The sequence below is a fragment of the Thalassospira sp. genome (assembly GCF_002709775.1).
Taxonomy (GTDB): Bacteria; Pseudomonadota; Alphaproteobacteria; order Rhodospirillales; family Thalassospiraceae; genus Thalassospira.
The window spans coordinates 16,940-42,760 of the sequence record NZ_PAQR01000003.1 but is presented as its reverse complement, the minus strand read 5'-3'; the positions used below and the strand labels follow the sequence as shown (position 1 = coordinate 42,760).

Sequence of the window (25,821 nt, the reverse complement as noted above, 5' to 3'; positions counted from 1 at the left end):
AGAGAAATTGAATTTCCCTCGATAATTGCGAAAATCACGCAAAAACTACGTAAAAACGCGTACAACCCGCAATTTAAAACCGCTAGTGTTTCATCAGGTCAGCGATACCCCCTGACCTATAGGGATGAAACGAAAAAACGGGCTAGCAAAATGCCAGCATTAATCACGAGCAAACTCTCCATTGCCAACGCCAATCACGCACCCTCTGCCGGCGCGATTATCTGGCGCTGGCTCGTCCAAGTGCGGAGAAACTGGGCAAAGCAACGTAAGATTCAGCGCGATGCACAGTTTCTGCACAATGCACCTCAGTCGATCCTCGATGACATCGGGATTGACCGCCAGGATATCGAACTCGTTTGTCGGGGAGGACGCCTAGGCTAATCCCTTACAAACGTTGATATCTCTCCTTTACGTACACCTGATATACCTTAAGGCCATTCAGCTAACCCCGCTGTCTGGCCTTCTTTTTTTGTTTCTCGTGGGCTGTGGGCGACTGCATACATCAGTAAAACCACGTATGCAAATTAAAAAACCACAGGTTATGTTCTGTTCAAATCGCCGCAACTCCACCCACCCGGAGTAACAAGCCAACGCACAGCGGAACAAACAGCAGGGTACGGTGCCGCATAAACAGATCGACAAACCTCATACAAAAAAAGGGCAGCCCATACGCTGCCCTTTTTCATTGGTCTGACTTATGGCCGAATAAGCTTTGCGGCCGGGTGTTCAAACGTTACCCGCCCGTCTTTCATGCCCCAGATCGGGCGGCTGATTTCGGATACCACCTGTGCCCGGCTGTGGGCTGGCAGGACGATGAAGCTTGCGGCTTCACCGACCGCGATCTTGTTTGATCGGCCAAGAAGTTTTGCCGGGGCGTCAGACACCATGGCAAAGCAGTTATCAAGCTCTGCCTCGGTCGCGAGCTGACTGACATTGGCATACAGGTTTGCCATGCGTGACAGTGAACAATCGCCATAGGGCGTAAACGGGTTCAGCACATTATTGGTCGCAATCGTGCAGCAGACACCGTGTGCGGCCAACTTGTGGGCAGGCGCCACACCACATGGTACGGAATGAACATGATCGCGCCCGGTCAGGAAAAGATCGGTTGCCGGTAGAACGGTCAAGCCGATCCCGGCATCACGCATGATGGAAATCGTGTCCTCAAGATCGGATTTCGGCAGGACCGACAGCTTGGTCACATGGCCGATCATCACCCGCCCCTGCCAACCAAAGGCGATGGACTGTTTGGCAACTTCATCAAGATGGCGCCAGCTGGCATCAAGGTCGAAATCCAGATGGAAATCCAGATCGACATCATAGTCGCGCGCCATTTCAAACAGACGCAGGATCTGCCCATTCGGATCGGTATCCATATAAGGACAACCGCCCAGCAAATCGGCACCGCTATCAAGCGCCTCGCGCAGGAGTTCCTCGGTTCCGGGATAGTTAAACAGCCCTTCCTGCGGGAACACGCAAATCTCGATATCCATCGCCCAGGCATAATCAGCCTTGAGCCGCTTGATGGCATTAAAGCCGGCCAAACCGATGCCCGGATCAATTTCGACATGGGTGCGCACCGCATTGGTGCCCTCGGTAATTGCTTTTTCAATGACGCGGGCACCACGGGCGTAGATGTCATCCTCGGTAAAGCCGCTTTTGGCATTGGCGACCGCACTGATCGCGCCCTGCAGCGTGCCGGTCTCATTCTTGGCGCGATCAAGGATGCAGGCCTTATCAAGATGGATGTGGCTTTCGACAAAACCGCAGCTGATCAGTTGGCCGTTCGCATCAAAGCTTGGTCCATCACCCGCAATTGACTGGGCAATTTCAACAATTTTTCCATCCGCCACGGCAAGATCGACAAGCGTATTCTCACCGGGTAGGCAGGCGTTCCTCACCAGATAATCAAGCATTCTCATGTGCTCCCTGTTCCGGGTTTTTGTCTTTTGGGGTTTTGTCACCCTGTTCGGCACCGCCGAGATAGGCCGCAATCAGGCGTTCATCCTGACGAAGGTCAGATGCCTTGCCTTCGGCAACTACCTGCCCCTGCTCAAGGACATAGGCGTAGTCGGCCACTGAAAGCGCCATGGTTGCCATCTGATCGACCAGAAGGATGGTGACACCTTCATCGCGCAATTCGCCCAGAATGGCATAAAGCTCCTCGACCATGGCAGGCGCCAGACCAAGGGACGGCTCATCAAGCAACAGCGCCTTGGGTTTCGCCACCAGACCACGGGCAATCGCCATCATTTGCTGCTCGCCACCTGACAGAAGACCGGCCGGGCTGTTGATGCGATCGCGCAAACGCGGGAAACGATTGAGGATGGCTTCAAGCTCTTCAGAACTGACCGGCTTGGGTTGCTTGTAAGCCCCCAGCTCGATGTTTTCGCGCACCGTCAGTTCCGGGAACACCTGACGGCCCTCAGGCACCAGAACCAAACCTTGTTCCACGATCTGATGCGGGGCAAGGTCGTGGATATACTCGTTATTCATAACGATCTTGCCTTCTACGGGGCGCAGTAACCCGGAAAGTGCCGTCAGGAAGGTCGATTTACCCGCACCGTTTGCACCCAGAAGTGCAACCATTTCGCCCTGACGGACTTTAAGGTCGATAGAATGCAGAACCGGGGCGGCACCATAGCCCGCAGTCAGACGCAGGGTTTCGATGACTGGTGAGTCCCCGGCCTCAAACGGGATCGGGCGCGGGCGGGCTTTCATTTCGCCATCACCAAGATAAGCAGCGATAACCTGCGGGTCGTTCTGCACAGCCTGCGGCGTATCAAAGATGATCGGAGTACCGGCATCAACCGCCAGGATCTGATCGGAAATACCCATGACCATTTCCATGTCATGTTCGACCAGCACCACCGTAATCCCGGCATCGGCCAGCTGGCGCAGCAATTTGGCCAGCGACACCTTATCGGCATGCATCAGGCCAGCAGCCGGTTCATCAAGCAACAGAACACCGGGCTTGGTCGCCAGCGACCGCGCAATTTCAACAAGCCTGCGGTCCACATGCGGCAGATCACCGGCACGGGCATCGATATCACCATGATAACCACAAAATGCCAGAAGTCCTGCGGCATGGTTGCGGTTTGCCTCCGAGGCAATTGCGCTGAACGGTTTGCCAAACCGGCCAACCGGAATACCGGCAATCACGTTATCGATCACCGACATGTTTTCAAACAGACGGGTCGCCTGATAGGTGCGTGCAATGCCATTACGCGCGGCAAAATCGGTCGGCTTGCCTGCGATGTCCTGATCGCCGATGCGCACCGTTCCTTCGGTCGGTTTGTAGAAACCGCTGATGATGTTCAAAAGGGTGGTTTTACCGGCCCCGTTCGGACCGATGATGGATGTGACATCACCCGGCTTGGCAGTAAAGGAAACGGAATTTACCGCCTTCACCCCGCCAAAGGCAATCGACAGGTTTTCAACCACCAGACCATCTGATTTGGCGTAATCCTTAAGCCCGGCTTCGATTTCGGCTGCCGGGATTGCCGTCACTCCGCGCTTGGCAAGCGGGATGAAGCGTTCAATCACGCCAACAATCCCGCGCGGCGCGATCAACAACACGACGATCAAAAGCGCACCAAAGATCAGCAGGCGATATTCGGCAAAGTCGGCGAGAAGTTCCGGCAACAGTACCGAAACCGATGCCCCCACCAGCGGGCCCAAAACCGTGCCGGCACCGCCCAGAATGACGGCAAACAGATACAGGATCGATTGGCTGAGCGGGAAGTTCGAAGGCGCGATAAACATCATCAGCGGCGCGAAAAGCGCACCGGCAAGACCGGCCATGGCGGCCGCAATCGCAAAGCCCGATGCCTTGACGGCAAAGGCGTTATAGCCAAGCGAGCTTGCGGCGATTTCCGCGTCCCGCATGCTGGTCATTGCCATGCCCCAGCCACTTGTCGCCAGTCGGCGGAAGGCAAACAGCGCAACACCGGCCAGAATAACGCACAGCATCACCAGATCACGTTCGCTAAACATATAGCCAAACAGTTCGGGCATCGGGAAGCCCATAAGGCCGTTTTGCCCACCGGTCAACGCCCGCCATTCAATCGCGCCATGTTCGACAATAAAGGCAAAGGCAATCGTCACCATGGCAAGGAACGGCCCCGCCATCCGCACAGCCGACAGTGCCAAAACACAGCCCGCCAATCCGGCAATCACGGTTGCCGCAATCAGCGCCATCCAGAAATTAAGCCCGGCCAGGGTCAGGATCGCACTGGCATAGGCGCCAATGGCAAAGAAGCCGACCTGGCCAAGCGAAACCAGTCCGGTCAGACCATACAAAACATTCAGCCCCACGCACAAAACCGTGGTGATGGCGACAAGGCCGATGACGAACTGGGTATAACCGCCCGCCATCGTCACCCCGATCAAACCGGCAATGATGGCCGCCAGGATCACACTATCAAGGGCGACGGGTTTATTGAGTTTGGGCATCGGATTTTTGAATTTCATATCGCGTTTCATCATCAGACCTTCTTGATCGCAGCACGGCCAAACAGGCCGCTTGGTTTGACGGTCAGAACCGCGATCACAAGCGCGAACACGACGATGAAGGTGTAGGATGATCCGAGATAGGTGGTCACACCGGCCTCGACCAGACCATAGATAAAGCCTGCCAACATGACGCTATAGGCCGATGTCATGCCGCCCAGAATGGCAACCGCAAAGGCCTTGAGCCCGAAAAGCGTACCCATATCGGAATGTACCGAAAACAGCGGCGCAATCAAAAGCCCGGCACAACCGGCGAGCATCGATGAAATGGCAAAGGATCCGGTCACCATCAATGTGGTGTTGATCCCCATCAGCTTGGCCGCCTGAAGGTTCTGCACAACAGCCAGAAGCGCACGTCCCTGCCGGGTATGACGGAACAGGGCATGAAGTGCGAGGGCCACACCAATTGCGGCAACCGGGATCAGGATTTGTTGCGGATAAACACCCGTGCCAAACACATTCCAGCTTTCGCCAACCAGGGCGGATGGCAGGGTGCGTGGCTCATTACCGAAGGTAAACAGGACCGCGTTATCAAGCAAAATGCCGCCCGCGACAGTCGCCATCAGCCAGGCTTCGGAATTGCGAATGGCAAAGGGGCGGACAAGGAAAAACTCGACAAGAATACCGGCAAGCCCGCAGCACAGAATGGCTAGCGGATAACCGACAATGACGGGAAAACCGTATCGTTCGCAGAACACAAAGCCCAGAACAGCGCCCAGCATCACCATCGATCCTTGGGCAAAGTTGACCTTTGAGGACACCGAATAGGTGATCTGAAAACCAAGCGCGATCAGCCCGTACATACTGCCCAAACCGATCCCGGTAATCAGAGCTGCGATAAATAACGTCATTGCCCGTTGCCTGCTTATGCCGTGCACGTAAGTGCATCATTAAAATGGATAAATCCCCGAATGGCGCGCATTGGGAACACGCCATTCGGGTTGGATAGATCGCTTATTTGATCGGAATGATCTGACCTTCGACGAAATGCGCGAAGGTGTAATCTTCCGGACCAAGCGCATCCTGATCGTCCGGGGTGAACGGCGTGTCATAGGTTTTGATCATGCCTTCAACACCGCTGATCTCGTACATCGCTTCGCGGATGGCCGGACCTTCGGTCGAACCGGCTTTTTCAATCGCCGCTGCAATCAGAAGGGTCGCGTCATAGGCGTTGGCAATGCCCGTTGCCGGGGTCACGTCGGCAAGGGTTTCAATCTCCGGGAATTTCTCCTGAAGTTTGACAAACATCGGGTTTGCCGGATCGGTGAACAGATAGGTCTGGATGAAGTGGACTTTTTCACCCGACTTGCCCGCCAGTTCGGTGAAGCGGCCACCGGCCGGCCCCCAGTGTGATGAAATCGGAACATCCCAGCCCATACGATCAAGAGACTTGATCACCTGTGCGGTCGGGGCAACGTTGGCAACGACAAACAGGGAGTCCGCACCGTTTTCCTTAAGACGGGTCAGCTGCGGGACAACATCAACGTCGTTGGATTCAAACTTCTCAATCCCGGCATGTTCCATGCCACGCTTTTCAAGCGCCTTGAGCAAGCCCTTCTCGTTGGACTCCCCCCACGGGTTGTTAATCAGGATCATGCCCGGCTTCTTGGCACCGTAATTGGCAATCAGATATTCGGTAATGGCTTCATCGACATATTCATCAACGGCGGAAACGCGGAAGACATAGTTTTCCTCGGCACCGTTTTTAGTGATCCCGGTACCAGCAGCCCACGGACCGATGAACGGAATTTTCTGCTGGTTGGCATAAGGCACGATGGCAAACGAGACCGGCGTATCAAGACCACCGATAAGTGCGGCAACGCCTTCGCGCTGAGTCAGTTCACGGGCAGCAACCAGACCCTTGCCCGGGTTGCTTTCATCATCACGCGAAACGAGTTCAAGCGGCTTGCCAAGAACGCCGCCCTCGGCATTGATCTTGTCAATCGCAAGCGTGATACCACGGGTAATCGCTTCACCCGATTTGGCCGACTGACCGCTCAGCGCGGCAACAAGGCCAAGCTTCACGGTATCATCTGCACGGGCATCATGGGCAGGCAAGGCGGCCGCAAACATCAGCGCCGCAGCAGCCCCGAGAAGGGCAGCACGGCGTGTTATTTTCGGGAAAGGCGAGGAAATAGGCATGTGAGACTCCCTGATTATGTGACTGCGTCGTCCGGCGTCGCATATTCGTGATGCGCACCAAATAGTCACCGCACTGCAGCAAGGGACGTGCCAAGAATCAGAAACATTAAAAATCAGATAGTTAGAATATTTCCTGTTATCTTTAAAACCGCAATTGCCTCATGTATACGCAGATTGCATGCAATTTTTGCATAAAATTAATGCATGCAAATTTTATGCACACCGTTTATGCTGTAGACAGATCAATTCCTGCGAACAGAGGATTTCCAAATGACCGACCAGACCACGGAAAATGTGCTCGACACCTTGCCGCCCGAGGCCCAAACCGTGCGTGATTTTCTTGATGCATCCATGAAGCCCGACCCGGAACTGGCGGCAACCTTCATGTCCAATGATGTCGTCATCACCTTTACCGATGGTCAGAAATACGACCATCCGTCGGGCACCACGGCATTCAATGCCGCACGCTATAAATGGGTGAAAAAGAAGTTCGGTCAGTTTGATGTCGCCCACACCAAAGGTCAGACCGTTGTTTACAGCACCGGCTGGCTGTACGGCGAATGGCCGGACGGCACCCCGTTTGAAGGCAACCGTTACATCGACCGTTTCGTGATTGAAAACGGCAAGATCGTCAAAATGGATGTCTGGAACGAAAGTGCGGAACGCATTCTGATCCGCAAGGGCATCAAGGCCTGATTTCCGCAGGAACCCGAACCATGCAGTCAGGACGACACGCCCGGCATCAGTTTATGACGCGCACCGTCCTTGATCTGCGTGCGCGCCAATCTGCGCGTGATGGCGAGCCCGGCTCAGGCGCCGCCGTCACGCACCTTTTTGGCATAGGGTTCAAGCGCATCAAGATACAGAAGCGGCCCGCCTTCTTCTGTTCGGAACAAGGCCCGGTCGGCAACCGCCGTCAGGTGATGACGCATCAGTTTGCGCGCGGTGCCCTCGTCCCCCTTGGCCAGGGCATCGATAATCTGGCGATGCTCCTGAATGCCGCAATCGGTCGAATGCGGGCGGGCATAAAGCGACAGAGTCAGACCACAGCGATAACCGATTTCCTCGACATAACGCAGCAAAACCGGGCTTCCGGCAAGGCGTGCAAGAAGGATATGGAATTCAGTGGCAAGCCGGATCGAAATCGGCTCGGACGCATGTTCGGCTTCGACTTCTTTGGCAAGGTGGGCTTCAAGCTCGCCAAGAATTTCCGGGCTCATATTCTTGACCACCCGGCTAATGACAAGGTCTTCGATCTGGGTGCGCAGCTCAAACAAATCGCGGGCCTCTTCAAGGCTGGGCCTTGCGACCATCGCGCCCTTGTTTCGACGCAACTCGACCAGCCCTTCAGCGGCAAGCCTTTCAAGCGACTGGCGAATAAGGGTTCGGCTGACACCAAACCGCTCGCCCAGGGAATCCTCAGGCAGCTTCATGCCGGGCATCAGAACACGTTCGAGAATTGCCGAACGCAATGCCGAACTGATCATGTCTGTGCGATGCTTTGCCTTGTCCGCTGCTTTCATCCCTGCCCGCCGAGTTTCTTGTTTGGATCTGTTTATCTCTTGCGCTTGTATAAAGGATTGCATGCAATTTCGCCACAACCGATGCACGCAAAGCCCGAAACCATTTGAAATCAACCATCCTGGCTGAAAGACCCATGCCTATGATCGAAGACCAGACTGCCTCAAAATACCGCGCCATGGTCACAAGCCCAAGCACCGCTGCCAGCGAAGCCGGGGCCAAAGTCCTGCGCGATGGCGGCACCGCAATCGAGGCCGTGGTTGCCACAGCCTCTGTTCTGGCGGTGACCTATCCGCATTTCTGCGGCATTGGCGGCGATGCGGTCTGGATGGTTTCCGATAACAGCGGCAAGGTGCAATCTTTCCTCGGTATCGGTCAGGCAGCAGAAAACGGTGCGGAGACCTTTACCGCCAACAAACCGATCCCGCTTCGCGGTCCGGGCTCGACCCTGACCACCGCCTGCACGGTGGATTCCTGGCAACATGCGCTCGATCACTCGGCAAAACACTGGGGTGGGCGCAAAAGCCTGGCAGACCTGATCACGCCCGCGATTGATCTGGCCAAGCACGGCTTTTCCATCAGCCCGTCGCAGTGCTTCTGGCTTGATTTCCGCAAGGAAGAAATCGCCAACTGGCCGGGCTTCATGGAGATTTTCACCCCGAATGCGCGCATGCCCCATGCCGGTGAAATCTTCCGCCAGCCGCAACTGGCCAGCAGCCTGAAACGTATTGCCGAATTTGGCGCACGTGACTTTTACGAAGGTGACCTTGCCGACCAGATTGTCAAAGGCCTGTCTGCCGTCGGCTCCCCGATCACCAAGGCGGATCTGGCGAAAACCCGTACCCGAACGGTCGATGCGGTGTCGCTTGACTATGGGGATGTCACCTTGTTCGCCCCGCCTGCCCCGACGCAGGGTCTGGCAACCCTGATGACCATGGGTGTCTTGCGCGAACTGGGTGCAAAGAACTGGGCCGAAGGCACAGCCGAACATTATCATCTGGTGGTCGAGGCCATCAAACGCGCGTTTTTGAAACGCGACCAGATTGCCGATCCTGACTTCACCAGCACTGATTTCACAGCCCTTCTCGATCAAGCCGCCTTGGCAGCCGATGCCAAAGACATCTCAACTACCAAGGCGCTTGATTGGCCCCATCCCTTCCGCCATGGCGACACGGTCTTTCTTGCCGCCAAGGATGCTAATGGCAATTGCGCCAGTGTCCTGCAAAGCACCTATTTCGATTGGGGCAGCGGGGTTGTCGCGGGCGATACCGGCATTGTCTGGCAAAATCGCGGGGCCGCATTTAGCACCGATCCCAACCATCCGAATGCCTTCGCACCGGGCAAGCTGCCGTTCTATACGCTCAATCCCGGCCTGGCACTCAAGGACGGCAAGCCGCATTTGCTGTACGGAACGCAAGGCGCTGATGGGCAACCACAAACCCTTGCCATGTTGCTCACCCGCATGCTTGATTTTGGCCTGTCACCGCTGGACGCCCTTACCAAACCCCGCTTCCTGCTGGGCAAGACGTTTTCCGATACCAATGACAGCCTGAAGCTTGAAGTTGATGCCGGTGATGATGTGTTTGATGAACTGGCCGCACGCGGTCATGTCCTGCGCGCGATTGAGCCGCAAAGCGCGCTGGCCGGTCAGGCCGGGATCATTCGCATTGATCAGGATGGTTTTGTCGACGGGGCGCATGATCCGCGCAGCGATGGTATGGCAATCGGCGTCTGAGCCGTTGCCCATACAACGGAAAAGGCCGCGCCCCATAGGCACGGCCTTACCTGTTCCGAAGCTCCCCTTACAATTAAGCTCCGGAAACTCCCCCCATGCAAAAGATGCTAGATGGATCTAGATCGCAAGATACTGGTCACGCAGTTCGGCATCATCGAGAACAGCCTGCGCGGTCCCGTCAAAAACGATCTCGCCGCTATCCATGATGATCGCACGGTCGGCCAGTTTCAGGGCTGCAATCGCATTCTGCTCGACAATAATCGTCGTAATGCCGAGCTTCTTGACGTTTTGCAGGGTCTTTTCAATTTCCTGAACAATGACCGGTGCGAGGCCTTCATACGGTTCATCAAGCAGCAGGATCTTGATGTCACGGGCAAGTGCGCGCCCGATGGCCAACATCTGTTGCTCACCGCCTGAAAGCGTGATCGCTTCCTGTTGCGCCCTTTCACCAAGGCGCGGGAACAGTTCATAAATGCGCTGGATAGACCAGCCATGCGGCTCGGCGATCTGAGCCAGTTCAAGGTTCTGCTCAACCGTCATGCCCGGAATAATGCGACGATCTTCGGGCACAAGCTGCAGGCCCAGACGAGCTGCCTGCCATGCCTTCATTTCGTGCAAGGGCTGGTGATCAAGCCAGATCTCGCCATGTTTGAGTTCCGGGTCGCCCATACGCGCGAGGGTGCGCAGCGTGGATGTCTTGCCCGCCCCGTTACGTCCGAGAAGGGCAAGAATTTCGCCCTCGCGGATGTCAAAGGACAGCCCTTGAACGATGTAGCTTTCGCCGTAATAGGCGTGGATGTCATAGACCGAGAAAAAGGCCGGATCGCCACCCTGTTTACGGACGGGTTCCTGTTTTGGCAACGGGCTCATTCTGCTTCCCCTCCGAGATAGGCTTCCTTGACGCGTGGATCATTGCGGACTTCTTCCGGGGTGCCTTCGCAAATGATGGCCCCCTGAGCGAGAACACTGATGCGGTCTGCCAGGCTGAACACAACATGCATGTCATGTTCGATAATCACCTTGGTCATGCCGCGCTCCTTGATCCGCTTGAGAAGGTCAATCGTGCGGTTGGTGTCATGGCGCGCCATGCCCGCCGTCGGCTCATCAAGAAGGAACAGTTTCGGATGCTGACCAAGGCACATGGCAAGCTCCAGACGGCGCTTGTCACCACGCGACATGGAACCGGCCAGATGATCCTTGTGGTCAATCAGCCCGACATCCTCAAGAAGATGCTCGGCATGCTCGCGGACCTCATTTTCCGAGAACAGGCTTTTGATAAAGTTCATCTTGAAGATGCCTTCACGCTTGGCAAAGGCCGGGACCATCACGTTTTGCAGAAGCGACAGTTCCGGGAAGATTTCCGGCGTCTGGAAAACGCGCGCAACACCAAGCTGGTTGATCTCGTGCGGCTCCTTGCCGGTCAGAACCTGATCGCCAAGAAGAACACGCCCCCGGCTCGGTGCCAGACGACCGACAATCACGTTGAGCAATGTCGACTTGCCTGCACCGTTCGGCCCGATGATCGCGTGCACGGTGCCTTCCTTGACCCGAAGGTTGATATCGGAAAGCGCCTGCAGACCGCCAAAGTTCTTGTCGACGTCGGTGACGTCAAGAATGTATTCGGACATGGATCAGACCTCCCCCGCCGATGTTTGTTCTTTTTCTTTGTTCTCATGGCTGTCGGATTTGCCACGGTTGGTGACCAGGCGCGACAGGCGACTGATACCTTCCATGATGCCACCCGGCAGGAAGATCACGATCAGCATGAAGACAAGGCCAAGGGTCAGATGCCAGCCTTCGCCGACAAACAGGCCGACCAGTGATGCCACCGGATGTGCCAGCCAGTCCGGCAGGAAGGAAAAGGCATTCAAAAGAACCGTATCGTTGAAGGCCGAGAAGATGTTCTCGAAATACTTGATGATACCGGCCCCCAGAAGCGGACCAATCAGTGTACCGACACCACCAAGGATCGTGATCAGAACGACCTCGCCCGATGCCGTCCACTGCATGCGCTCTGCCCCTGCCAGCGGATCGGTCACCGCCAGAAGAGAACCGGCAAGACCGGCATACATGCCAGAGATGACAAAGGCGGTCATCAGATACGGACGGGTGCTGAACCCGGTATAGCCCATGCGGTTCTGGTTCGACTTGATCGCGCGCAGCTTAAGCCCGAACGGCGAGCGGAAGATACGCAAGTAAATGAAGAACGAAATCAGCATCAAGGCCGCACATATATAGAAGCCCGAATAGCCGATGCCTTCGATCCCGAACAGGTTCGGTGTCGGAAGCGAGCCATCAGCAACGATGCCCGACATACGATCCAGCACGCGCGGATCAGCCTGTTCAAGCTGCAGACCGGTTTCACCATTGGTGATCGGGGTCAGCACGGAATAGGCCAGATTATAGGACATCTGTGCGAAGGCCAGTGTCAGGATCGAGAAGTAAATCCCCGAACGACGCAAGGACACGAAACCGATCGCCAGTGCAAATAGCCCCGAAAGGACCGTACCAAAGATCAATGCCGGAATGACATTCATCGAAAGCAGTTTGAACGACCAGACTGCGGTGTAGGACCCGACACCCAGAAAGGCTGCGTGACCAAAGGACAGATAGCCGGTCAGACCAAAAAGAATGTTATAGCCGATGGCAAAGATGCCAAAGATCATGAACTTCTGCATCAGGTCGGGATAAGCCGCCCCGAAGGGCTGCAGCCACAGCGGCATGGTGAGGACCACTGCCGACAGGATGGCCATGAAGATCATATCTTTCTTGGGCGAGACGATTTTTGTATTTGACATTTTTTAGCTCTCCATCACGCCCCGGCGTCCCATCAGACCACGCGGACGGGTCAGCAGAATGACGACGGCAACAAGGTAGATGATGATCTGGTCAATCCCGGGGAAGATGTCTTTCACCTCGGTCATGGACGAGAAGGACTGCAGGATCCCCAGCAGGAAGCCAGCGGCCACCGCACCGGGCAAAGAGCCCATACCACCCACAACAACCACAACGAATGACAGCACCAGGAAGTCCATGCCCAGATGGTAATCCGGGGGTAGAACCGGCGTGTACATCACGCCTGCCAGACCCGCGACCACGGCCGCGATGCCAAACACAATCGTAAAGCGACGTTCAATATTGATGCCCAGAAGTTCGACCGTTTCACGGTCGGCCATCCCGGCGCGCACCACCATCCCGTAGGTGGTGAAATGCAGGAACGAGAACACAAGACCAATGGTCATAAGCGAGAACGCCAGATAAATCAGACGCCACCACGGATAGACCACGGCTTCACCAAGGCCAAACAGCGCACCAACGGCTGCAGAACCCGACACAATATCAGGTGCCCCTTGCGGGATCGGGTTTGCGCCAAAGGCGGCCTTGACCACCTCCTGAAGAACAATGGCCAGACCAAAGGTCACAAGAATCTGCTCGGCGTGAGGACGCTTGTAGAAATGTCGGATGAGGAAACGTTCCATGACAATGCCGATAAGCAACATCACCGGTATTGCCAGGATGATCGATAACGGTACCGACCAGTCAATGATCGCCGTACCGGTATCGCCAAACCACAGTTCGAGGTAAGGCGTTTCCTTGTAGGCATCAAAGAAGGTGACCGACTCATCCTTGACCTTGACCGAAAGGGTCAAAAGTTTTTCGAGGGTTACCGCGCAGAATGCGCCCATCATGAAGATGGCGCCATGCGCGAAGTTCACCACGCCAAGCGTGCCGAACACCAGGGTCAGGCCAAGCGCAATCAGTGCATAGGCACCGCCCTTGTCCAGACCATTCAGGATTTGAAGAAATATAGCGTCCATCAGTTATCCGCCGCGTATTCGTAAGGGGACTTAGTCAAAAGTCGTACAGGCCGAGGCCAGAGGGCAAACGGGCCGACCATTGGGAGATGGCCGGCCCTGCTTGCGGGAGTATCAGACCTGATACGGACCCAGTTCCCCGCCGAACATATCGGCCGGATATTCGACCTGAGCACGCGGAACGTTTTTAACGACTTCAAGAAGGTCGAAGTTGGACTGCGGGTTTTCTTTACCACGCACAACCAGAACGTCTTTGAAGCACTGGTGGTCTTCTGCACGGTACAGGGTCGGGCCGTTGCCCGCGCCATCGAACTCGAACCCTTCGAGCTGTTTGATGACTTCCCAAGGTGCGAAAGTACCGGCCATTTCGCAGGCGTTTGCATAAAGCAGCGTCTGGACGTAGCAGGTATGTGCAGCCTGGGACGGCGGGAAGCCGTATTCCTGACCGAACGATTTTACGAAGGCCTGCGAGCCGGCGTCGGTCAGCGACCAGTGCCAGTTGGTGGTACCAAGGATACCTTTTGCAGCTTCGCCAGCACCCTGTGCCATCAGGCGGGAATACAGCGGAACAACGATTTCGAAGTTCTTGCCATTCACCTGCTTGTCACGCAGACCGAATTGAACGGCCTGGGTCAGGGAGTTGACCATGTCCTTACCATAGTGGTTCAGGATCAGGACATCTGCGCCAGAGTTCAGAACCGGGGTGATGTACTGCGAGAAGTCACCCGCACCAACCGGGGTACGAACGGTGTTCACAGTTTCCCAACCGATATTCTCGGTCGCGGCCTTAATCGATTCTTCCTGGGTCCAGCCCCAGGTGTAATCGGCCGTCAGGTGGTAAGCGCGGCGCTCGTTGCCATACTCATCGAGCAGAACCGGCGCGATCGCCTGACCGGACATGTAAGCGTTAAAGAAGTGGCGGAAGCCATAACGCTTTTTGTCTTTACCGGTGGTGTCGTTCGAGTGGGTCAGACCCGCCATGAAGATGACGCCCATTTCCTGGCAAAGACCCTGCACGGCGATTGCCACACCAGAGGACGAACCACCGGTAACCATCGCCACATTGTCTTTTTCAATCATACGCTTGGCAGAAGCACGCGCGGCATCGGACTTGGTCTGGGTATCACCGGTCACGAACTCGACCTTCTTGCCGAGGATGCCGTTACCCTTGAGCTCAAGCGGCTTCATGGTATTGAGCATACCACCGTCGCCTTCACCGTTGATGTGCTTGACTGCAAGCTGATAGGCACGCAATTCGTCAGCACCCTCATCGGCATACGGGCCGGTCTGCGGCACGTTGAAACCGAGTTTGACGCTGGCAGCACTACCCGGATCGCCACGGAAGGTCTGGGCATGCGCGTTCTTGATGAAATGCATCGGGAAAGTGCCGCCAATGAGGGCTGCACCCGTAGTTGCCGCGGATCCCTTCAGGATCGTACGACGAGATACATTTCCGATAAGCTTAGTCTCCGACATGGTTTTCCTCCCCAATGTCTTGGGATCTGTTTCAGAGAAATCTGAGGCCTGTTTTCTGGTTCGTTTTTTTGTCGACCTGTCAAAACAATGAGGAGCAATTGAAAATGAATCAACACCTAGTTGATATAAAACAACTTTTTTGTAAATATATAGATGAGCAATGTGAAAATTAGTAAATCTTGTCAACAGGTAAGACTTTAGTATGGCGCGTCAGGCCCCCATCGGACACCGTATTCGCGGTCGCAGAAAAGACATCGGAATGACCCAGAATGCCCTGGCGAAGGCTGCGGGCATCTCGGCCTCATACCTAAATCTGATCGAACATAACCGCCGCTCGATCGGGGGCGGATTGCTGATGCGGATCGCCGAGGCGCTTGAAATTCACCCGCACTCATTATCAGGCTCCGAGGAAAGCCGGTTGCTGTCCGATCTGGCCGAGGCTGCCTCGGACCCGGTCTTTCGCACCACCCCGGTTGAAAGCCGCGAATTCCCGGCCATGATCGCCGCAGCCCCCGGTATGATCACGGCCTTTCTGTCGCTTTATCGCGCCTATCGCAGTGGCCTTGATGATATCGACGCCCTGTCAGAGCGGCTGAGCCACGATCCCTTCCTGACCGAGGCCAGCCATTCAATCCTGACGCGCATTACATCCATTCGCACGGTGGCCGAGATTTTCGATGACTATGATGATCTGTCACCCGATCAACGCGCACGCTTTAACGCAACACTGGTGCGGGAATCCCAGCGCCTGGCAGAATCGGCGACCGAGATTTTCAACTTCCTTGAGCGTGGCGAGGCCGGTCGTCCGGCCGCCAGCCCGGCGGAGGAAGTCGATGATCTGCTCTATGACAACGCCAACCATTTCCCAACACTCGAAGACCACGCCAACAAGATGCGCCCGATCATTGATCCGGATGGCGGACTTTATCTGACCGATCTGATCAATTACCTCGAAGACACGCACAAGACCCGGATCGAACGACTGCCGTCCGAGGACTTCCTGACAAGCGGTTATCAATGGGATGCCAAGCACAACAGCCTGCGCATCTCACGTGCCCTGCCAATCACCTCGGCCCGCTTTCAGGCGGCGCGCACCATCTGCCGGCTTGAGGCGGCAGACCCGATCAACGAAATCCTTGATCGCGCCCAGATCGGCAGCAAAGCCGGGCGCGTTCGTGCGTCCGAGGCGCTGATATCCTATGCCGCGGCCGCCTTGCTGTTCCCCTATGACCTGTTTTTGGATGATGCGCGCAGCATGCGCCATGACATCGAACTTCTGCAGCAACGTTACGCCGCGAGTTGGGAGCAAATCTGCCACCGCCTGACGACACTCCGCCGTCCGGGTGCAGAAGGCATTCCGTTCCATCTGGTGCGCACCGACATTGCTGGTAACATTTCCAAACGGTTCTCGGCATCGGGCCTGCAATTGCCACGTTATGGCGGCGCCTGCCCGCGCTGGGTGGTGCATGAAGCCTATACCGCGCCAGAACGCGTAATCCCGCAATTTGTCCGCCTGCCCGATAACAGCGAATATCTGTTTGTTGCCCGTGCCTTGCGATCAGGTGCCGGGGGTTATGGCGTACCGCGTTCGGTCCATTCGGTGATGATCGGCTGTGACACGGCCTTTTCAAGTGATGTGGTCTATGGCGACCGATTGTCGCTTGATCGCCCGGAATCCGCCGTTCCCGTCGGAATTTCATGCCGTCAGTGCCCGCGTGATGATTGCGCCCAGCGCGCCTATGAAATGGCCGATGGCACACCGAAAACAGCTTCGAAATAAGCCGCAATTGGCCCGCAAAGGCGATCACAAGCGTTGCCTTATGTATACCACCCCAAAGTAGCATTATCATTCAGGTCATAAGCCGTTAGGATTGGGAATATAACAATCCGAAAAATCGGGAGAACGTCCTTGAATGAGAGACCAAAGGTCTTGATTGCCGAAGACGAGGAAACCATTGTCGAATCACTCAGCTTTCTGATGGAAAAGGAAGGCTATGACGTCAGCGTTGCCACCGATGGCCGCACGGCGATTTCCATGATCGCCCGCGACATCCCGGATATGGTGTTGCTCGATGTCATGATGCCCGTCTGTGACGGGTTTGAAGTCGTGCGCGCAACGCGTAACGATCCCAACACCCGACAAATTCCCATCATGATGCTGACCGCCAAAACCCGCGAAGTCGACCGCCGCAAGGGGCTTGAGCTTGGCGTGGATGACTTTGTCACCAAGCCGTTTTCAACCCGCGACGTCGTTTCCCGGGTCAAGGCCCTGCTTGAACGCGCGGCAAACTGAAACGCGGTTTCGCGTTCTTCTCCAACCGGCAGGAGGCCCCCATCACACCGCCACGCAGACTTACCGAACGCGCCCTTGCGCTGATGCTGGTGGCCTTGATCATCTGGTTGCCGCCGATTGTCGGGATGTTTTCACTTGATGGCACCATCCTTGGCCTGCCGATCCTGTTTGTCTATTTCTTTGCCGGTTGGGGCATCCTGATTGCGCTGTGCGCCATCCTGACAAGTGCACTTCGCCACGCAGCCCAGACCGAGAGGAAATAGCCCATGCTATCCTCGGAACTGGTCATCCTTGTCTCGCTGATTTATGTCGGCCTGCTTTATGCGATTGCATGGTGGGGCGACAAGCGCGCACGCGATGGCCATTCCTGGGTCCGCAATCCGACGGTCTATACCCTGTCCATCGCGGTCTATTGTACATCCTGGACCTTTTATGGAGCGGTCGGGACAGCGGCGCGCAACGGGCTTGAATACCTTACGATCTATCTGGGCCCGACCGTGATCTTTTTGGGCTGGTGGTTTTTACTGCGCAAGATGCTGCGCATTTCCAAGGCCCATCGCATTACCTCGATCGCTGACTTTATCTCGTCACGTTATGGCAAAAGCACCCAGCTTTCGGTGCTCGTCACACTGATTGCAGTGATTGGCACCACGCCTTATATCGCGCTTCAGCTCAAGGCCATTGCGACCAGTTACACCGTGCTGACGGTCTGGGATCACGGTATGATTGAACCGGTCCGTGAAACCGTCAGCATTTTTTCCGATAGCGGCTTTTGGGCCGCGGTTGGCCTGACGCTGTTTGGCATTTTGTTCGGCACGCGCTTCATTGATGCCGATGAACATCACGAAGGCATGGTGGCTGCCATCGCCTTTGAAAGCCTGGTCAAACTTTTCGCGCTTTTGGCAGTCGGTTTCTTTGTCTGCTTTGTCATGTATGAAGGGCTCGGGGATCTGTTTACCCAGTCTGCTGCAAGTGCAGATACGGCAAAACTGCTGGTCCTGCCTGAAGATGGCAGTTCGCGCTGGCTGACACTGATGATGCTCTCCATGGCAGCCATCCTGTGCCTGCCCCGCCAGTTCCAGGTCATCATTGTTGAAAATGTCGATGAACGTCACCTCGCCACCGCAAGCTGGGCCTTTCCACTTTATCTTCTGGCAATGAACCTGTTTGTCCTGCCGATTGCGTTGGCCGGCCTTGGCGCGCTTCCGGTCTGGTCGGACCCGGACTTCTTTGTGATTTCCGTTCCACTGTTTGAAAACCAGTCAATGCTGGCCCTTCTGGCGTATGTTGGGGGTCTTTCGGCCAGTACCAGCATGGTGATTGTTGCGACCATTGCACTGTCGACCATGGTGTGCAACGACCTGATCGTGCCAGCGTTGCTGCGCATTCGCCCGCTGCGCCTGACCGAACGTGATGATCTGACCGGGCTTCTGATCTTTATCCGGCGTGCATCCATCGTTGTCGTGGTGTTTATGGGCTTTGCCTATTACCGCTCCGCCGGGGCCAGTGATGCCCTGGCTGAAATCGGCCTGATTTCCTTTGCCGCCATCGCCCAATTCATCCCGATCATGATTGGCGGGCTTTACTGGAAGGGCGGCACGCGTACCGGTGCACAGGTGGCACTTACCATCGGTTTTGCCGTCTGGGGCTATACGCTTCTGCTGCCATCGCTTGCCGATAGTGGCTGGATGGACCCATCCCTTATTCTGAACGGCGCCTTTGGCCATCCATGGCTGCGCCCCGAAAGCCTGTTTGGCCTGACCGATTTCGCCCCCCTGACCCACGCGCTGATCTGGTCGATTTCACTCAATACCGCGGCCTATGTCGTGATCAGTCTGTTTACCGAGCCAAGTGCATTGGAACGCATTCAGGCCACCCTGTTTGTCGATGCCTTTTCGCGCAAGGGTCAGGATACCGTCATCTGGCGCTCCTCGGCATCGGCCAATGATCTTTATGAACTGGTCGAACGGTTTTTGGGCCGTGACCGCGCCTATCAATCCTTCCGTCAGTTTGATCAAAGTATCGATCCCACCTGGCGGGGCAAGGGCGAAGCCAATGCCGACATGATCGCCTTTACCGAACGGCTTCTGGCTGGCTCCATCGGCGCAGCCTCGGCACGTGTGATGGTGTCATCTGTTGCCAAGGGCGAAATGGTCAGCCTTGATGAAGTGCTTGAGATCCTTGAAGAAACATCGCACGTCATCGAATATTCCCAGCGCCTTGAACAGAAATCCCATGAGCTTGAACAGGCCGCCGCCGAACTGCGTGCCGCCAACGAACGGCTTAAGGAACTGGACCGGCTCAAGGATGAATTCCTGACAATGGTCAGCCATGAGTTCAGAACCCCGCTGACCTCGATCCGGTCCTTCTCGGAAATTCTGGTTGATTCCCCGAACCTTGATCCGAAACAGACCGACCGGTTCCTTGAAATCATCGTCCGCGAAAGCGAACGTCTGACGCGCTTGATTGATGACCATCTGGATCTTGCCCGCCTTGAAGCCGGTCATTCCGACTGGCGCGCGGTCGAGGTCGATCCGCGCACCGTCCTTGATGAAAGCATCGAGGCTGTCAAAGGCGTATTCGATGCCAAGGGTGTCGTTCTGACCAAGGAATATTCGCGCAATTCCGTGCTTTTGCATGTCGACCGGGACCGCCTGACACAGGTCTTTATCAACCTTCTGTCAAATGCTGCCAAATTCTCTGATCCCGATCATCCCGAGGTATCTGTACGCGGTGAGGCTATGGATGGCGGCTATCTGGTGTCGATCACCGATAACGGCAAGGGTGTGGCTGCCAACGAGCTTGAGATCATCTTTGACAAATTCTCGCGCGGCGGAAAATACGCCGATGACAAACCAAAGCCGTCTGGTTCGGGCCTTGGCCTCGCAATCGCCAAGCACGTAGTCGAGCATTGTCAGGGCAAGATTTGGGCCGAAAGCCCGGCGGGACAGGGTGCGACCTTCCGCGTCTTTATCCCCGGCGAGATGATGGAGGCGATTGATCCTGCCAAGCCCGATAGCTTCGCCAAGTAATTTGGCTTTCCGAATCAAAAAGGGCGCGCAAAGCAAACCTTGCGCGCCCTTCTTCATTGCGATGATCGCAATGCTTACTTCATCACTTACTTCATCGTCGGCATGACGAATTCAGCACCCTTGCGAATGCCGGTCGGCCAGCGCGAGGTGATGGTTTTAAGCTTGGTATAGAAGCGAACGCCTTCCGGACCATGCATGTGATGGTCACCAAACAGCGATGCTTTCCAGCCGCCAAACGAATGGAAGGCCATCGGAACCGGGATCGGTACGTTGATGCCGACCATGCCGGTCTGGGTGCGGGCCGCAAATTCACGCGCGGTGTCGCCATCACGGGTGAAGATCGCGGTGCCGTTGCCATATTCATGGTCATCAACAAGGTTGGCAGCGGTTTCGAAATCATCGGTACGAACAACCGACAGAACCGGGCCAAAGATCTCTTCCTTATAAATGCTCATATCCGGGGTGACGTCGTCAAACAGCGTGCCACCAACGAAGTAACCGTCTTCATAGCCCTGCAGCTTAATGTCACGGCCATCAACCACAAGCTTGGCACCTTCTTCGACACCCTTGTTGATATAACCAACAACCTTGTCGCGATGTGCAGCAGTGACCAGTGGGCCCATTTCGGCTGCCGGATCGGTGCCCGGTGCAACGCGCAGCTCATTGATGCGCGGGACCAGTTTCTCGATCAGGGTATCTGCCGTTTCCTTGCCAACCGGCACAGCAACCGAAATCGCCATGCAACGTTCGCCAGCCGAACCGTAAGCAGCGCCCATTAGGGCATCAACCGCCTGATCCATATCGGCGTCCGGCATGATGATCATGTGGTTTTTCGCACCACCAAGTGCCTGGCAACGTTTGCCTTGGGCTGTTGCAGTTTCATAGATGTATTTGGCAATCGGGGTCGACCCGACAAAGCTGATCGCCGATACGTCCGGATCAAACAGCAGCGCATCAACCGCTTCCTTGTCACCCTGAACAACGTTGAACACACCATCGGGAAGACCGGCTTCGGTCAGCCATTCTGCCAACAGAAGCGACGCAGACGGATCACGTTCCGACGGCTTCAGGATAAAGCAGTTGCCGCATGCAAGGGCGACCGGGAACATCCACATCGGCACCATGGCCGGGAAGTTGAACGGCGTAATACCGGCAACGATGCCAAGCGGCTGACGTACCGAGTGGCTATCAACCTTGGTCCCGACATTCTCGGTGAACTCACCCTTGAGCAACTGCGGCGCGCCGGTTGCGAATTCAACAACCTCAATCCCGCGGGTCACTTCACCCAGCGCATCGGACAGAACCTTACCATGCTCGGCGGTAATCGCAGCAGCCAGTTCTTCGGAACGCTCTTCGAGGATGCCCAGGAATTTGTTGAGGATACGCGCACGGCGCAGCGGCGTGGTTGCGGCCCATTCGGCTGCAACAGCCGATGCCGATTCAACAGCGGCACGGACTTCGGCCTTGGATGCCAGATCCACAGTCGCGCTCTCGGCACCCGTTGCCGGATTGAAGACCGGTGCGGAACGGCCGGACGTGCCAGCAACGCGTTTGCCGTTGATATAATGGGTAAGTTGGGTTGCCATTGGGTTTCTCCCGATAAACCTGATGATCAGTGGGACGATCTTAATATTAAGTGGGGGTTTGACCCCTCATAACCTGATCCCATTATGACTATGCACAGGGATGCACATCAATTATCATTTCCGCAAATTCGATGTGCAAAAATTAAAGTCATCGCAGGACCACACCGTCATGGATTGGGATCGCTTCCGCATCTTCCTCGCTGTTGCCAGACATGGTCAGATTTTGGCGGCAGCCCGCCAGCTTGGCCTCAACCACGCAACAGTGGGCCGCCAATTGACCGCCCTTGAAAAGGAACTTGGCACCAAACTGATCGAACGGCGCACCACCGGATCGGACCTGACCCCGGCGGGACAGGAACTCATGCAGGCGGCAGAGGCCGCTGAATCCGCCTTCCTGCGCGCCGGCACCGCCGTTTCAAACCAGTCGGAGCTTATCAGCGGCACCGTCCGCGTCGGCGTCCCTGATGGATTGGGCAACTATTTCCTTGCAAGTGAGTTGGCTCACTTTGCATCCAATCACCCGGACCTTGTTATTCAGCTCGTCCCCCTGCCGCGCACATTTTCGCTTTCCCAACGCGAAGCCGATATCGCCATCACGCTTGATCGCCCCAAACAGGGCCGGCTTGTGATCCGCAAACTCACCGATTACACGCTTAGCGTCTATGCCACCAAATCCTACATCGAACGCTTCGGCGCTGTCGAAACCGAGGCCGATCTGACAGACCGCCTGTTTGTCACCCATATCGAAGATCTGATTTACAGCCGCGCGCTTGATTACGCCGCCCGCCTTGGCAAACTGATGAAACGCCGCTTTGAATGCGGCAGTGTGGTCGCCCAGATGGAGGCGGTGCGCAACGGTTATGGCATCGGCATCCTGCACGACTACGCCACCGAAGGCATCCCCGACCTCGTCCGCCTGCTCCCCGAAATCCGCTTCACCAGAAACTACTGGATGCTCCAGCACCCCGACACCAAGGACACGCGGAGTGTCGCGGCAATTGCTGAACACATTACCCAGGTCGTGCGGAGCGCACGCAGCCGATTTATCGTCTCTTAAGTCTCAGCGCCTCGTGTCGGGCTCACACTTGCGCAAAGAAAGAAGCCTTGGAACCGGTATGCAGGTTAGTGGCCTTAATCGGACCGCAACGGCGCCCTGCTCTGTTCATTTCCCGCCTCAATCGCTTTCGCCATCAGACGCAGCAGTTCTGACTGCTCTGCACCATCCAGACCGGTCAGCATGCTTTTCTGGGCTTGCAGGACGGCGGGGCTGACTTTAGCGAAGGTGTCGCGGCCCTTGTCGGTCAGGTGGAGTTCGCGCGCACGGCGGTCGCGGGTACTGACGACGCGTTCGATATAGCCTTTTTGCACCAGACGATCGACGACACCGGTGATGGTCGCGCGGTCGTAAGCGATCAGGCCGGCCAGAGTCGCCTGATCCACACCATCGATCTCGGCGATTTTGGCCATGGCAGCATATTGCACCGGGGTCAGGTCGATCCCGGTCTTGGCGACCTCGGCGTGGAAGATTGCCACGGCAATCTGTTGAAAACGCCGGATAAGATGGCCTGGCATCTGATCCACTTCACTCACGCGCACCTCCTGATCGGGCCGTCAGCTTGACAGTCCGATTTATAGTAAGCATACTTATCATTAGCACACAAATTATATAACAATCCGTAGTGCCTGTTATTTCGCAACTTCGGAGATTTGTCCAATTCGGAGGAACAATCATGCAATTCCATCTCGACGGTTTTCGCGCTGGTGACCCGACCATCGAACCGGCCAACACAGCCACTGACGCATTGCAGGGAGATACCCTGCCAAGCGAGGTGGATGTCCTGATTGTCGGTAACGGCCCGGCGGGCCTTACCCTTGCCGCTCAGTTGGCAGCCTTCCCCAACATCACAACCCGCATCGTTGACCAGAAAGATGGCCCGATGGAACTGGGTCAGGCCGATGGTATCGCGTGTCGCACGATCGAGATGTTCAATGCCTTTGGCTTTGCCGAGCGGGTATTGAAAGAAGCTTATTGGGTCAATGAGGTTTCCTTCTGGAAGCCCGATCCGGCAGATCGTGGCAAGATTGCCCGAACTGATACCATTCAGGACACCGAAGACGGCCTGTCGGAATTCCCGCATGTAATCCTGAACCAGGCGCGCGTGCATGATTTCTATCTTGATGTGATGCGCAATGCCCCAAACCGGTTGGAGCCGGATTATTCCCGCCAGGTGATTGATGTCGCGATTGATCCGAAGGCGGGCACCAAAAGCAGCCCCAGCCACCCGGTAACTGTGACCCTGGAGCGCACTGATCCAGACCACGCCGGGCAGCGCGAAACTGTCAAGGCGCGCTATGTTGTTGGCTGTGACGGGGCGCGCAGTGCTGTGCGCAAATCATTGGGCCGCGAGCTGCGCGGGGATTCCGCCCATCAGGCATGGGGCGTGATGGATGTTCTGTGCGTCACCGACTTCCCCGACATCCGCAAAAAGGCGACCATTCATTCCGCCAATGAGGGCAACGTCCTGATCATCCCGCGCGAAGGTGGCTATCTTGTACGTTTGTATGTCGAGCTCGACAAACTGGCCGAGGGCGAACGCGTTGCCAGCCGCAACATCACATCAGACCATCTGATTGCTGCCGCCCAGCGCATCCTGCATCCCTATACGCTTGATGTAAAGGAAATCGCCTGGTGGTCGGTTTATGAGATCGGTCAGCGCCTGTGTGACAAGTTCGACAACCTCAATGGCGAGACTTCGGCGACGCGTATTCCGAATGTGTTTATTGCTGGTGACGCCTGCCACACCCATAGCCCGAAGGCAGGGCAAGGCATGAATGTTTCGATGCAGGATACCTTTAATCTTGGCTGGAAACTGGCCGGGGTTCTTGAAGGCCGGATCAAGCCGGAAATCCTGCACAGCTACTCCGAGGAACGCCAAGCGATCGCCAAGGAGCTGATAGATTTTGATGGCAAATTTGCCAAGATGTTCAGTGCCCGTCCGAACGAGGATGGTACAGCCGACAGTAACGGTGTTGATCCCAAGGAATTCCAGAAATACTTCATCCAACAGGGCCGCTTTACCGCCGGCACCGCCACCCGCTACACACCATCCGTCCTGACCGGGCCGGACATCCATCAGGATCTGGCAAAGGGTTTTGTCATTGGCATGCGCTTCCATTCGGCACCGGTCGTGCGTCTGTCGGATGCCAAACCGGCACAGCTTGGCCATTGCGCCAAGGTCGATGGGCGCTGGCGGCTTTACGCCTTTGCCTGCAAGGATGATCGCGGGCAGCCGGGATCAGACATTCATGCGCTGTCTGATTTCCTGCAAACCGCCCCGATTTCGCCAATGGTGAAGTTCAACCGCGAGGGCGATGACCAGGACAGCGTTCTGGATGTCCGCGCCATCTTCCAGCAGCCGCATCGCAGCCTTGCGATCGAGGCCATGCCGAAACTTCTGCTGCCGCGTAAAGGCAAATATGGCCTGGTTGATTATGAAAAGATCTATTGCCCGGATCTGAAATCAGGGGACGACATCTTTGACATGCGCGGCATTGATCGTGATCACGGCTGCATGGTTCTGGTCCGCCCGGATCAGTATATTTCCCATGTCTTGCCGCTTGATGCCTTTGGGGCGCTCAGTGCGTTCTTAAGCAACATCCTGATTGCCCGGAACGGGGCGTAACCAGAAACAATTTCCGACCGAGCAAA

At 56.1% G+C, this 25,821-nt stretch carries 21 protein-coding genes; 9 read left to right on the top strand and 12 right to left on the bottom strand.

Going from position 1 to position 25,821, the window contains the following annotated elements; all coding sequences use genetic code 11:
- The first annotated feature begins 150 nt into the window (after window positions 1–150).
- Window positions 151–381 (top strand): hypothetical protein, encoded by a 231-nt coding sequence (locus CMO10_RS01295; RefSeq protein WP_297018530.1) that lies wholly within the window; start codon window positions 151–153, stop codon window positions 379–381.
- 314 nt (window positions 382–695) lie between these two features.
- Here the strand turns inward: CMO10_RS01295 and CMO10_RS01290 are convergent, their stop codons facing one another.
- From CMO10_RS01290 to CMO10_RS01275, 4 genes are all read right to left on the bottom strand, one after another.
- On the bottom strand, window positions 696–1,916 hold the full coding sequence (locus tag CMO10_RS01290) for an amidohydrolase family protein (RefSeq protein WP_297018529.1): 1,221 nt from the start codon (window positions 1,914–1,916) through the stop codon (window positions 696–698).
- Entirely contained in the window at window positions 1,909–4,488 is a 2,580-nt protein-coding gene (locus CMO10_RS01285) for a branched-chain amino acid ABC transporter ATP-binding protein/permease (protein ID WP_297018528.1), read from the bottom strand. Before CMO10_RS01285 ends, CMO10_RS01290 begins: the two co-directional genes overlap by 8 nt.
- Window positions 4,488–5,363: a branched-chain amino acid ABC transporter permease gene (locus CMO10_RS01280; RefSeq protein WP_044827078.1), complete on the bottom strand. Its 876-nt coding sequence runs from the start codon at window positions 5,361–5,363 to the stop codon at window positions 4,488–4,490. Before CMO10_RS01280 ends, CMO10_RS01285 begins: the two co-directional genes overlap by 1 nt.
- A 103-nt stretch (window positions 5,364–5,466) precedes the next feature.
- Window positions 5,467–6,654 (bottom strand): ABC transporter substrate-binding protein, encoded by a 1,188-nt coding sequence (locus tag CMO10_RS01275; protein WP_297018527.1) that lies wholly within the window; start codon window positions 6,652–6,654, stop codon window positions 5,467–5,469.
- 270 nt (window positions 6,655–6,924) lie between these two features.
- Between CMO10_RS01275 and CMO10_RS01270 the strand changes: the two genes are divergently transcribed.
- On the top strand, window positions 6,925–7,350 hold the full coding sequence (locus CMO10_RS01270) for a nuclear transport factor 2 family protein (RefSeq protein WP_297018526.1): 426 nt from the start codon (window positions 6,925–6,927) through the stop codon (window positions 7,348–7,350).
- Window positions 7,351–7,463: 113 nt separating this feature from the next.
- Here the strand turns inward: CMO10_RS01270 and CMO10_RS01265 are convergent, their stop codons facing one another.
- Complete coding sequence (locus tag CMO10_RS01265) at window positions 7,464–8,177, bottom strand: GntR family transcriptional regulator (protein WP_297018525.1); 714 nt, start codon at window positions 8,175–8,177, stop codon at window positions 7,464–7,466.
- Window positions 8,178–8,311: 134 nt separating this feature from the next.
- Here CMO10_RS01265 and CMO10_RS01260 point away from each other — a divergent pair, with 134 nt between their 5' ends.
- Entirely contained in the window at window positions 8,312–9,910 is a 1,599-nt protein-coding gene (locus tag CMO10_RS01260) for a gamma-glutamyltransferase family protein (RefSeq protein ID WP_297018524.1), read from the top strand.
- Between the two features lie 117 nt (window positions 9,911–10,027).
- Here CMO10_RS01260 and CMO10_RS01255 read toward each other — a convergent pair whose 3' ends face one another.
- The 5 genes from CMO10_RS01255 to CMO10_RS01235 all read right to left on the bottom strand — a co-directional run bounded on the left by CMO10_RS01255 (window position 10,028) and on the right by CMO10_RS01235 (window position 15,201).
- Window positions 10,028–10,780, bottom strand: coding sequence for an ABC transporter ATP-binding protein (locus CMO10_RS01255; RefSeq protein ID WP_297018523.1), 753 nt, complete (start codon window positions 10,778–10,780; stop codon window positions 10,028–10,030).
- Entirely contained in the window at window positions 10,777–11,538 is a 762-nt protein-coding gene (locus CMO10_RS01250; protein ID WP_044827082.1) for an ABC transporter ATP-binding protein, read from the bottom strand. The genes CMO10_RS01255 and CMO10_RS01250 overlap by 4 nt, the downstream gene beginning before the upstream one ends.
- Window positions 11,539–11,541: 3 nt before the next feature.
- On the bottom strand, window positions 11,542–12,708 hold the full coding sequence (locus CMO10_RS01245; RefSeq protein WP_044827083.1) for a branched-chain amino acid ABC transporter permease: 1,167 nt from the start codon (window positions 12,706–12,708) through the stop codon (window positions 11,542–11,544).
- A gap of 3 nt (window positions 12,709–12,711) precedes the next feature.
- Window positions 12,712–13,728, bottom strand: coding sequence for a branched-chain amino acid ABC transporter permease (locus tag CMO10_RS01240; protein ID WP_044827084.1), 1,017 nt, complete (start codon window positions 13,726–13,728; stop codon window positions 12,712–12,714).
- A gap of 111 nt (window positions 13,729–13,839) precedes the next feature.
- On the bottom strand, window positions 13,840–15,201 hold the full coding sequence (locus CMO10_RS01235; RefSeq protein WP_082049473.1) for an ABC transporter substrate-binding protein: 1,362 nt from the start codon (window positions 15,199–15,201) through the stop codon (window positions 13,840–13,842).
- A 202-nt stretch (window positions 15,202–15,403) separates the two neighbouring features.
- Between CMO10_RS01235 and CMO10_RS01230 the strand changes: the two genes are divergently transcribed.
- The 4 genes from CMO10_RS01230 to CMO10_RS01215 all read left to right on the top strand — a co-directional run bounded on the left by CMO10_RS01230 (window position 15,404) and on the right by CMO10_RS01215 (window position 20,526).
- Entirely contained in the window at window positions 15,404–16,981 is a 1,578-nt protein-coding gene (locus CMO10_RS01230) for a helix-turn-helix domain-containing protein (protein ID WP_297018522.1), read from the top strand.
- A 129-nt stretch (window positions 16,982–17,110) separates the two neighbouring features.
- Window positions 17,111–17,494: a response regulator gene (locus CMO10_RS01225; RefSeq protein ID WP_044827086.1), complete on the top strand. Its 384-nt coding sequence runs from the start codon at window positions 17,111–17,113 to the stop codon at window positions 17,492–17,494.
- A gap of 83 nt (window positions 17,495–17,577) precedes the next feature.
- Window positions 17,578–17,757 (top strand): hypothetical protein, encoded by a 180-nt coding sequence (locus tag CMO10_RS01220; protein ID WP_044827087.1) that lies wholly within the window; start codon window positions 17,578–17,580, stop codon window positions 17,755–17,757.
- 3 nt (window positions 17,758–17,760) lie between these two features.
- Window positions 17,761–20,526, top strand: coding sequence for a sensor histidine kinase (locus tag CMO10_RS01215; protein ID WP_297018521.1), 2,766 nt, complete (start codon window positions 17,761–17,763; stop codon window positions 20,524–20,526).
- A gap of 86 nt (window positions 20,527–20,612) precedes the next feature.
- On the opposite strand, the gene CMO10_RS01210 is transcribed toward CMO10_RS01215, so the two are convergent.
- A complete protein-coding gene (locus CMO10_RS01210) occupies window positions 20,613–22,112 on the bottom strand; it encodes a CoA-acylating methylmalonate-semialdehyde dehydrogenase (RefSeq protein WP_044827089.1) in 1,500 nt (499 codons plus the stop codon).
- A gap of 169 nt (window positions 22,113–22,281) precedes the next feature.
- Between CMO10_RS01210 and CMO10_RS01205 the strand changes: the two genes are divergently transcribed.
- On the top strand, window positions 22,282–23,169 hold the full coding sequence (locus CMO10_RS01205) for a LysR family transcriptional regulator (protein ID WP_297018520.1): 888 nt from the start codon (window positions 22,282–22,284) through the stop codon (window positions 23,167–23,169).
- A 74-nt stretch (window positions 23,170–23,243) separates the two neighbouring features.
- Here CMO10_RS01205 and CMO10_RS01200 read toward each other — a convergent pair whose 3' ends face one another.
- Window positions 23,244–23,702, bottom strand: a complete 459-nt coding sequence (locus CMO10_RS01200; RefSeq protein ID WP_297018519.1) for a MarR family winged helix-turn-helix transcriptional regulator — start codon at window positions 23,700–23,702, stop codon at window positions 23,244–23,246.
- 140 nt (window positions 23,703–23,842) lie between these two features.
- Here CMO10_RS01200 and CMO10_RS01195 point away from each other — a divergent pair, with 140 nt between their 5' ends.
- A complete protein-coding gene (locus CMO10_RS01195) occupies window positions 23,843–25,795 on the top strand; it encodes an FAD-binding monooxygenase (RefSeq protein ID WP_297018518.1) in 1,953 nt (650 codons plus the stop codon).
- Window positions 25,796–25,821: the final 26 nt, after the last annotated feature.

Bases quoted from the DNA above. Each gene is read 5' to 3' on its own strand.
- CMO10_RS01295 (WP_297018530.1), top strand. From the start codon at position 151: ATGCCAGCATTAATCACGAGCAAACTCTCCATTGCCAACGCCAATCAC.
- CMO10_RS01290 (WP_297018529.1), bottom strand. From the start codon at position 1,916: ATGCTTGATTATCTGGTGAGGAACGCCTGCCTACCCGGTGAGAATACG.
- CMO10_RS01285 (WP_297018528.1), bottom strand. From the start codon at position 4,488: ATGATGAAACGCGATATGAAATTCAAAAATCCGATGCCCAAACTCAAT.
- CMO10_RS01280 (WP_044827078.1), bottom strand. From the start codon at position 5,363: ATGACGTTATTTATCGCAGCTCTGATTACCGGGATCGGTTTGGGCAGT.
- CMO10_RS01275 (WP_297018527.1), bottom strand. From the start codon at position 6,654: ATGCCTATTTCCTCGCCTTTCCCGAAAATAACACGCCGTGCTGCCCTT.
- CMO10_RS01270 (WP_297018526.1), top strand. From the start codon at position 6,925: ATGACCGACCAGACCACGGAAAATGTGCTCGACACCTTGCCGCCCGAG.
- CMO10_RS01265 (WP_297018525.1), bottom strand. From the start codon at position 8,177: ATGAAAGCAGCGGACAAGGCAAAGCATCGCACAGACATGATCAGTTCG.
- CMO10_RS01260 (WP_297018524.1), top strand. From the start codon at position 8,312: ATGCCTATGATCGAAGACCAGACTGCCTCAAAATACCGCGCCATGGTC.
- CMO10_RS01255 (WP_297018523.1), bottom strand. From the start codon at position 10,780: ATGAGCCCGTTGCCAAAACAGGAACCCGTCCGTAAACAGGGTGGCGAT.
- CMO10_RS01250 (WP_044827082.1), bottom strand. From the start codon at position 11,538: ATGTCCGAATACATTCTTGACGTCACCGACGTCGACAAGAACTTTGGC.
- CMO10_RS01245 (WP_044827083.1), bottom strand. From the start codon at position 12,708: ATGTCAAATACAAAAATCGTCTCGCCCAAGAAAGATATGATCTTCATG.
- CMO10_RS01240 (WP_044827084.1), bottom strand. From the start codon at position 13,728: ATGGACGCTATATTTCTTCAAATCCTGAATGGTCTGGACAAGGGCGGT.
- CMO10_RS01235 (WP_082049473.1), bottom strand. From the start codon at position 15,201: ATGTCGGAGACTAAGCTTATCGGAAATGTATCTCGTCGTACGATCCTG.
- CMO10_RS01230 (WP_297018522.1), top strand. From the start codon at position 15,404: ATGGCGCGTCAGGCCCCCATCGGACACCGTATTCGCGGTCGCAGAAAA.
- CMO10_RS01220 (WP_044827087.1), top strand. From the start codon at position 17,578: ATGCTGGTGGCCTTGATCATCTGGTTGCCGCCGATTGTCGGGATGTTT.
- CMO10_RS01215 (WP_297018521.1), top strand. From the start codon at position 17,761: ATGCTATCCTCGGAACTGGTCATCCTTGTCTCGCTGATTTATGTCGGC.
- CMO10_RS01210 (WP_044827089.1), bottom strand. From the start codon at position 22,112: ATGGCAACCCAACTTACCCATTATATCAACGGCAAACGCGTTGCTGGC.
- CMO10_RS01205 (WP_297018520.1), top strand. From the start codon at position 22,282: ATGGATTGGGATCGCTTCCGCATCTTCCTCGCTGTTGCCAGACATGGT.
- CMO10_RS01195 (WP_297018518.1), top strand. From the start codon at position 23,843: ATGCAATTCCATCTCGACGGTTTTCGCGCTGGTGACCCGACCATCGAA.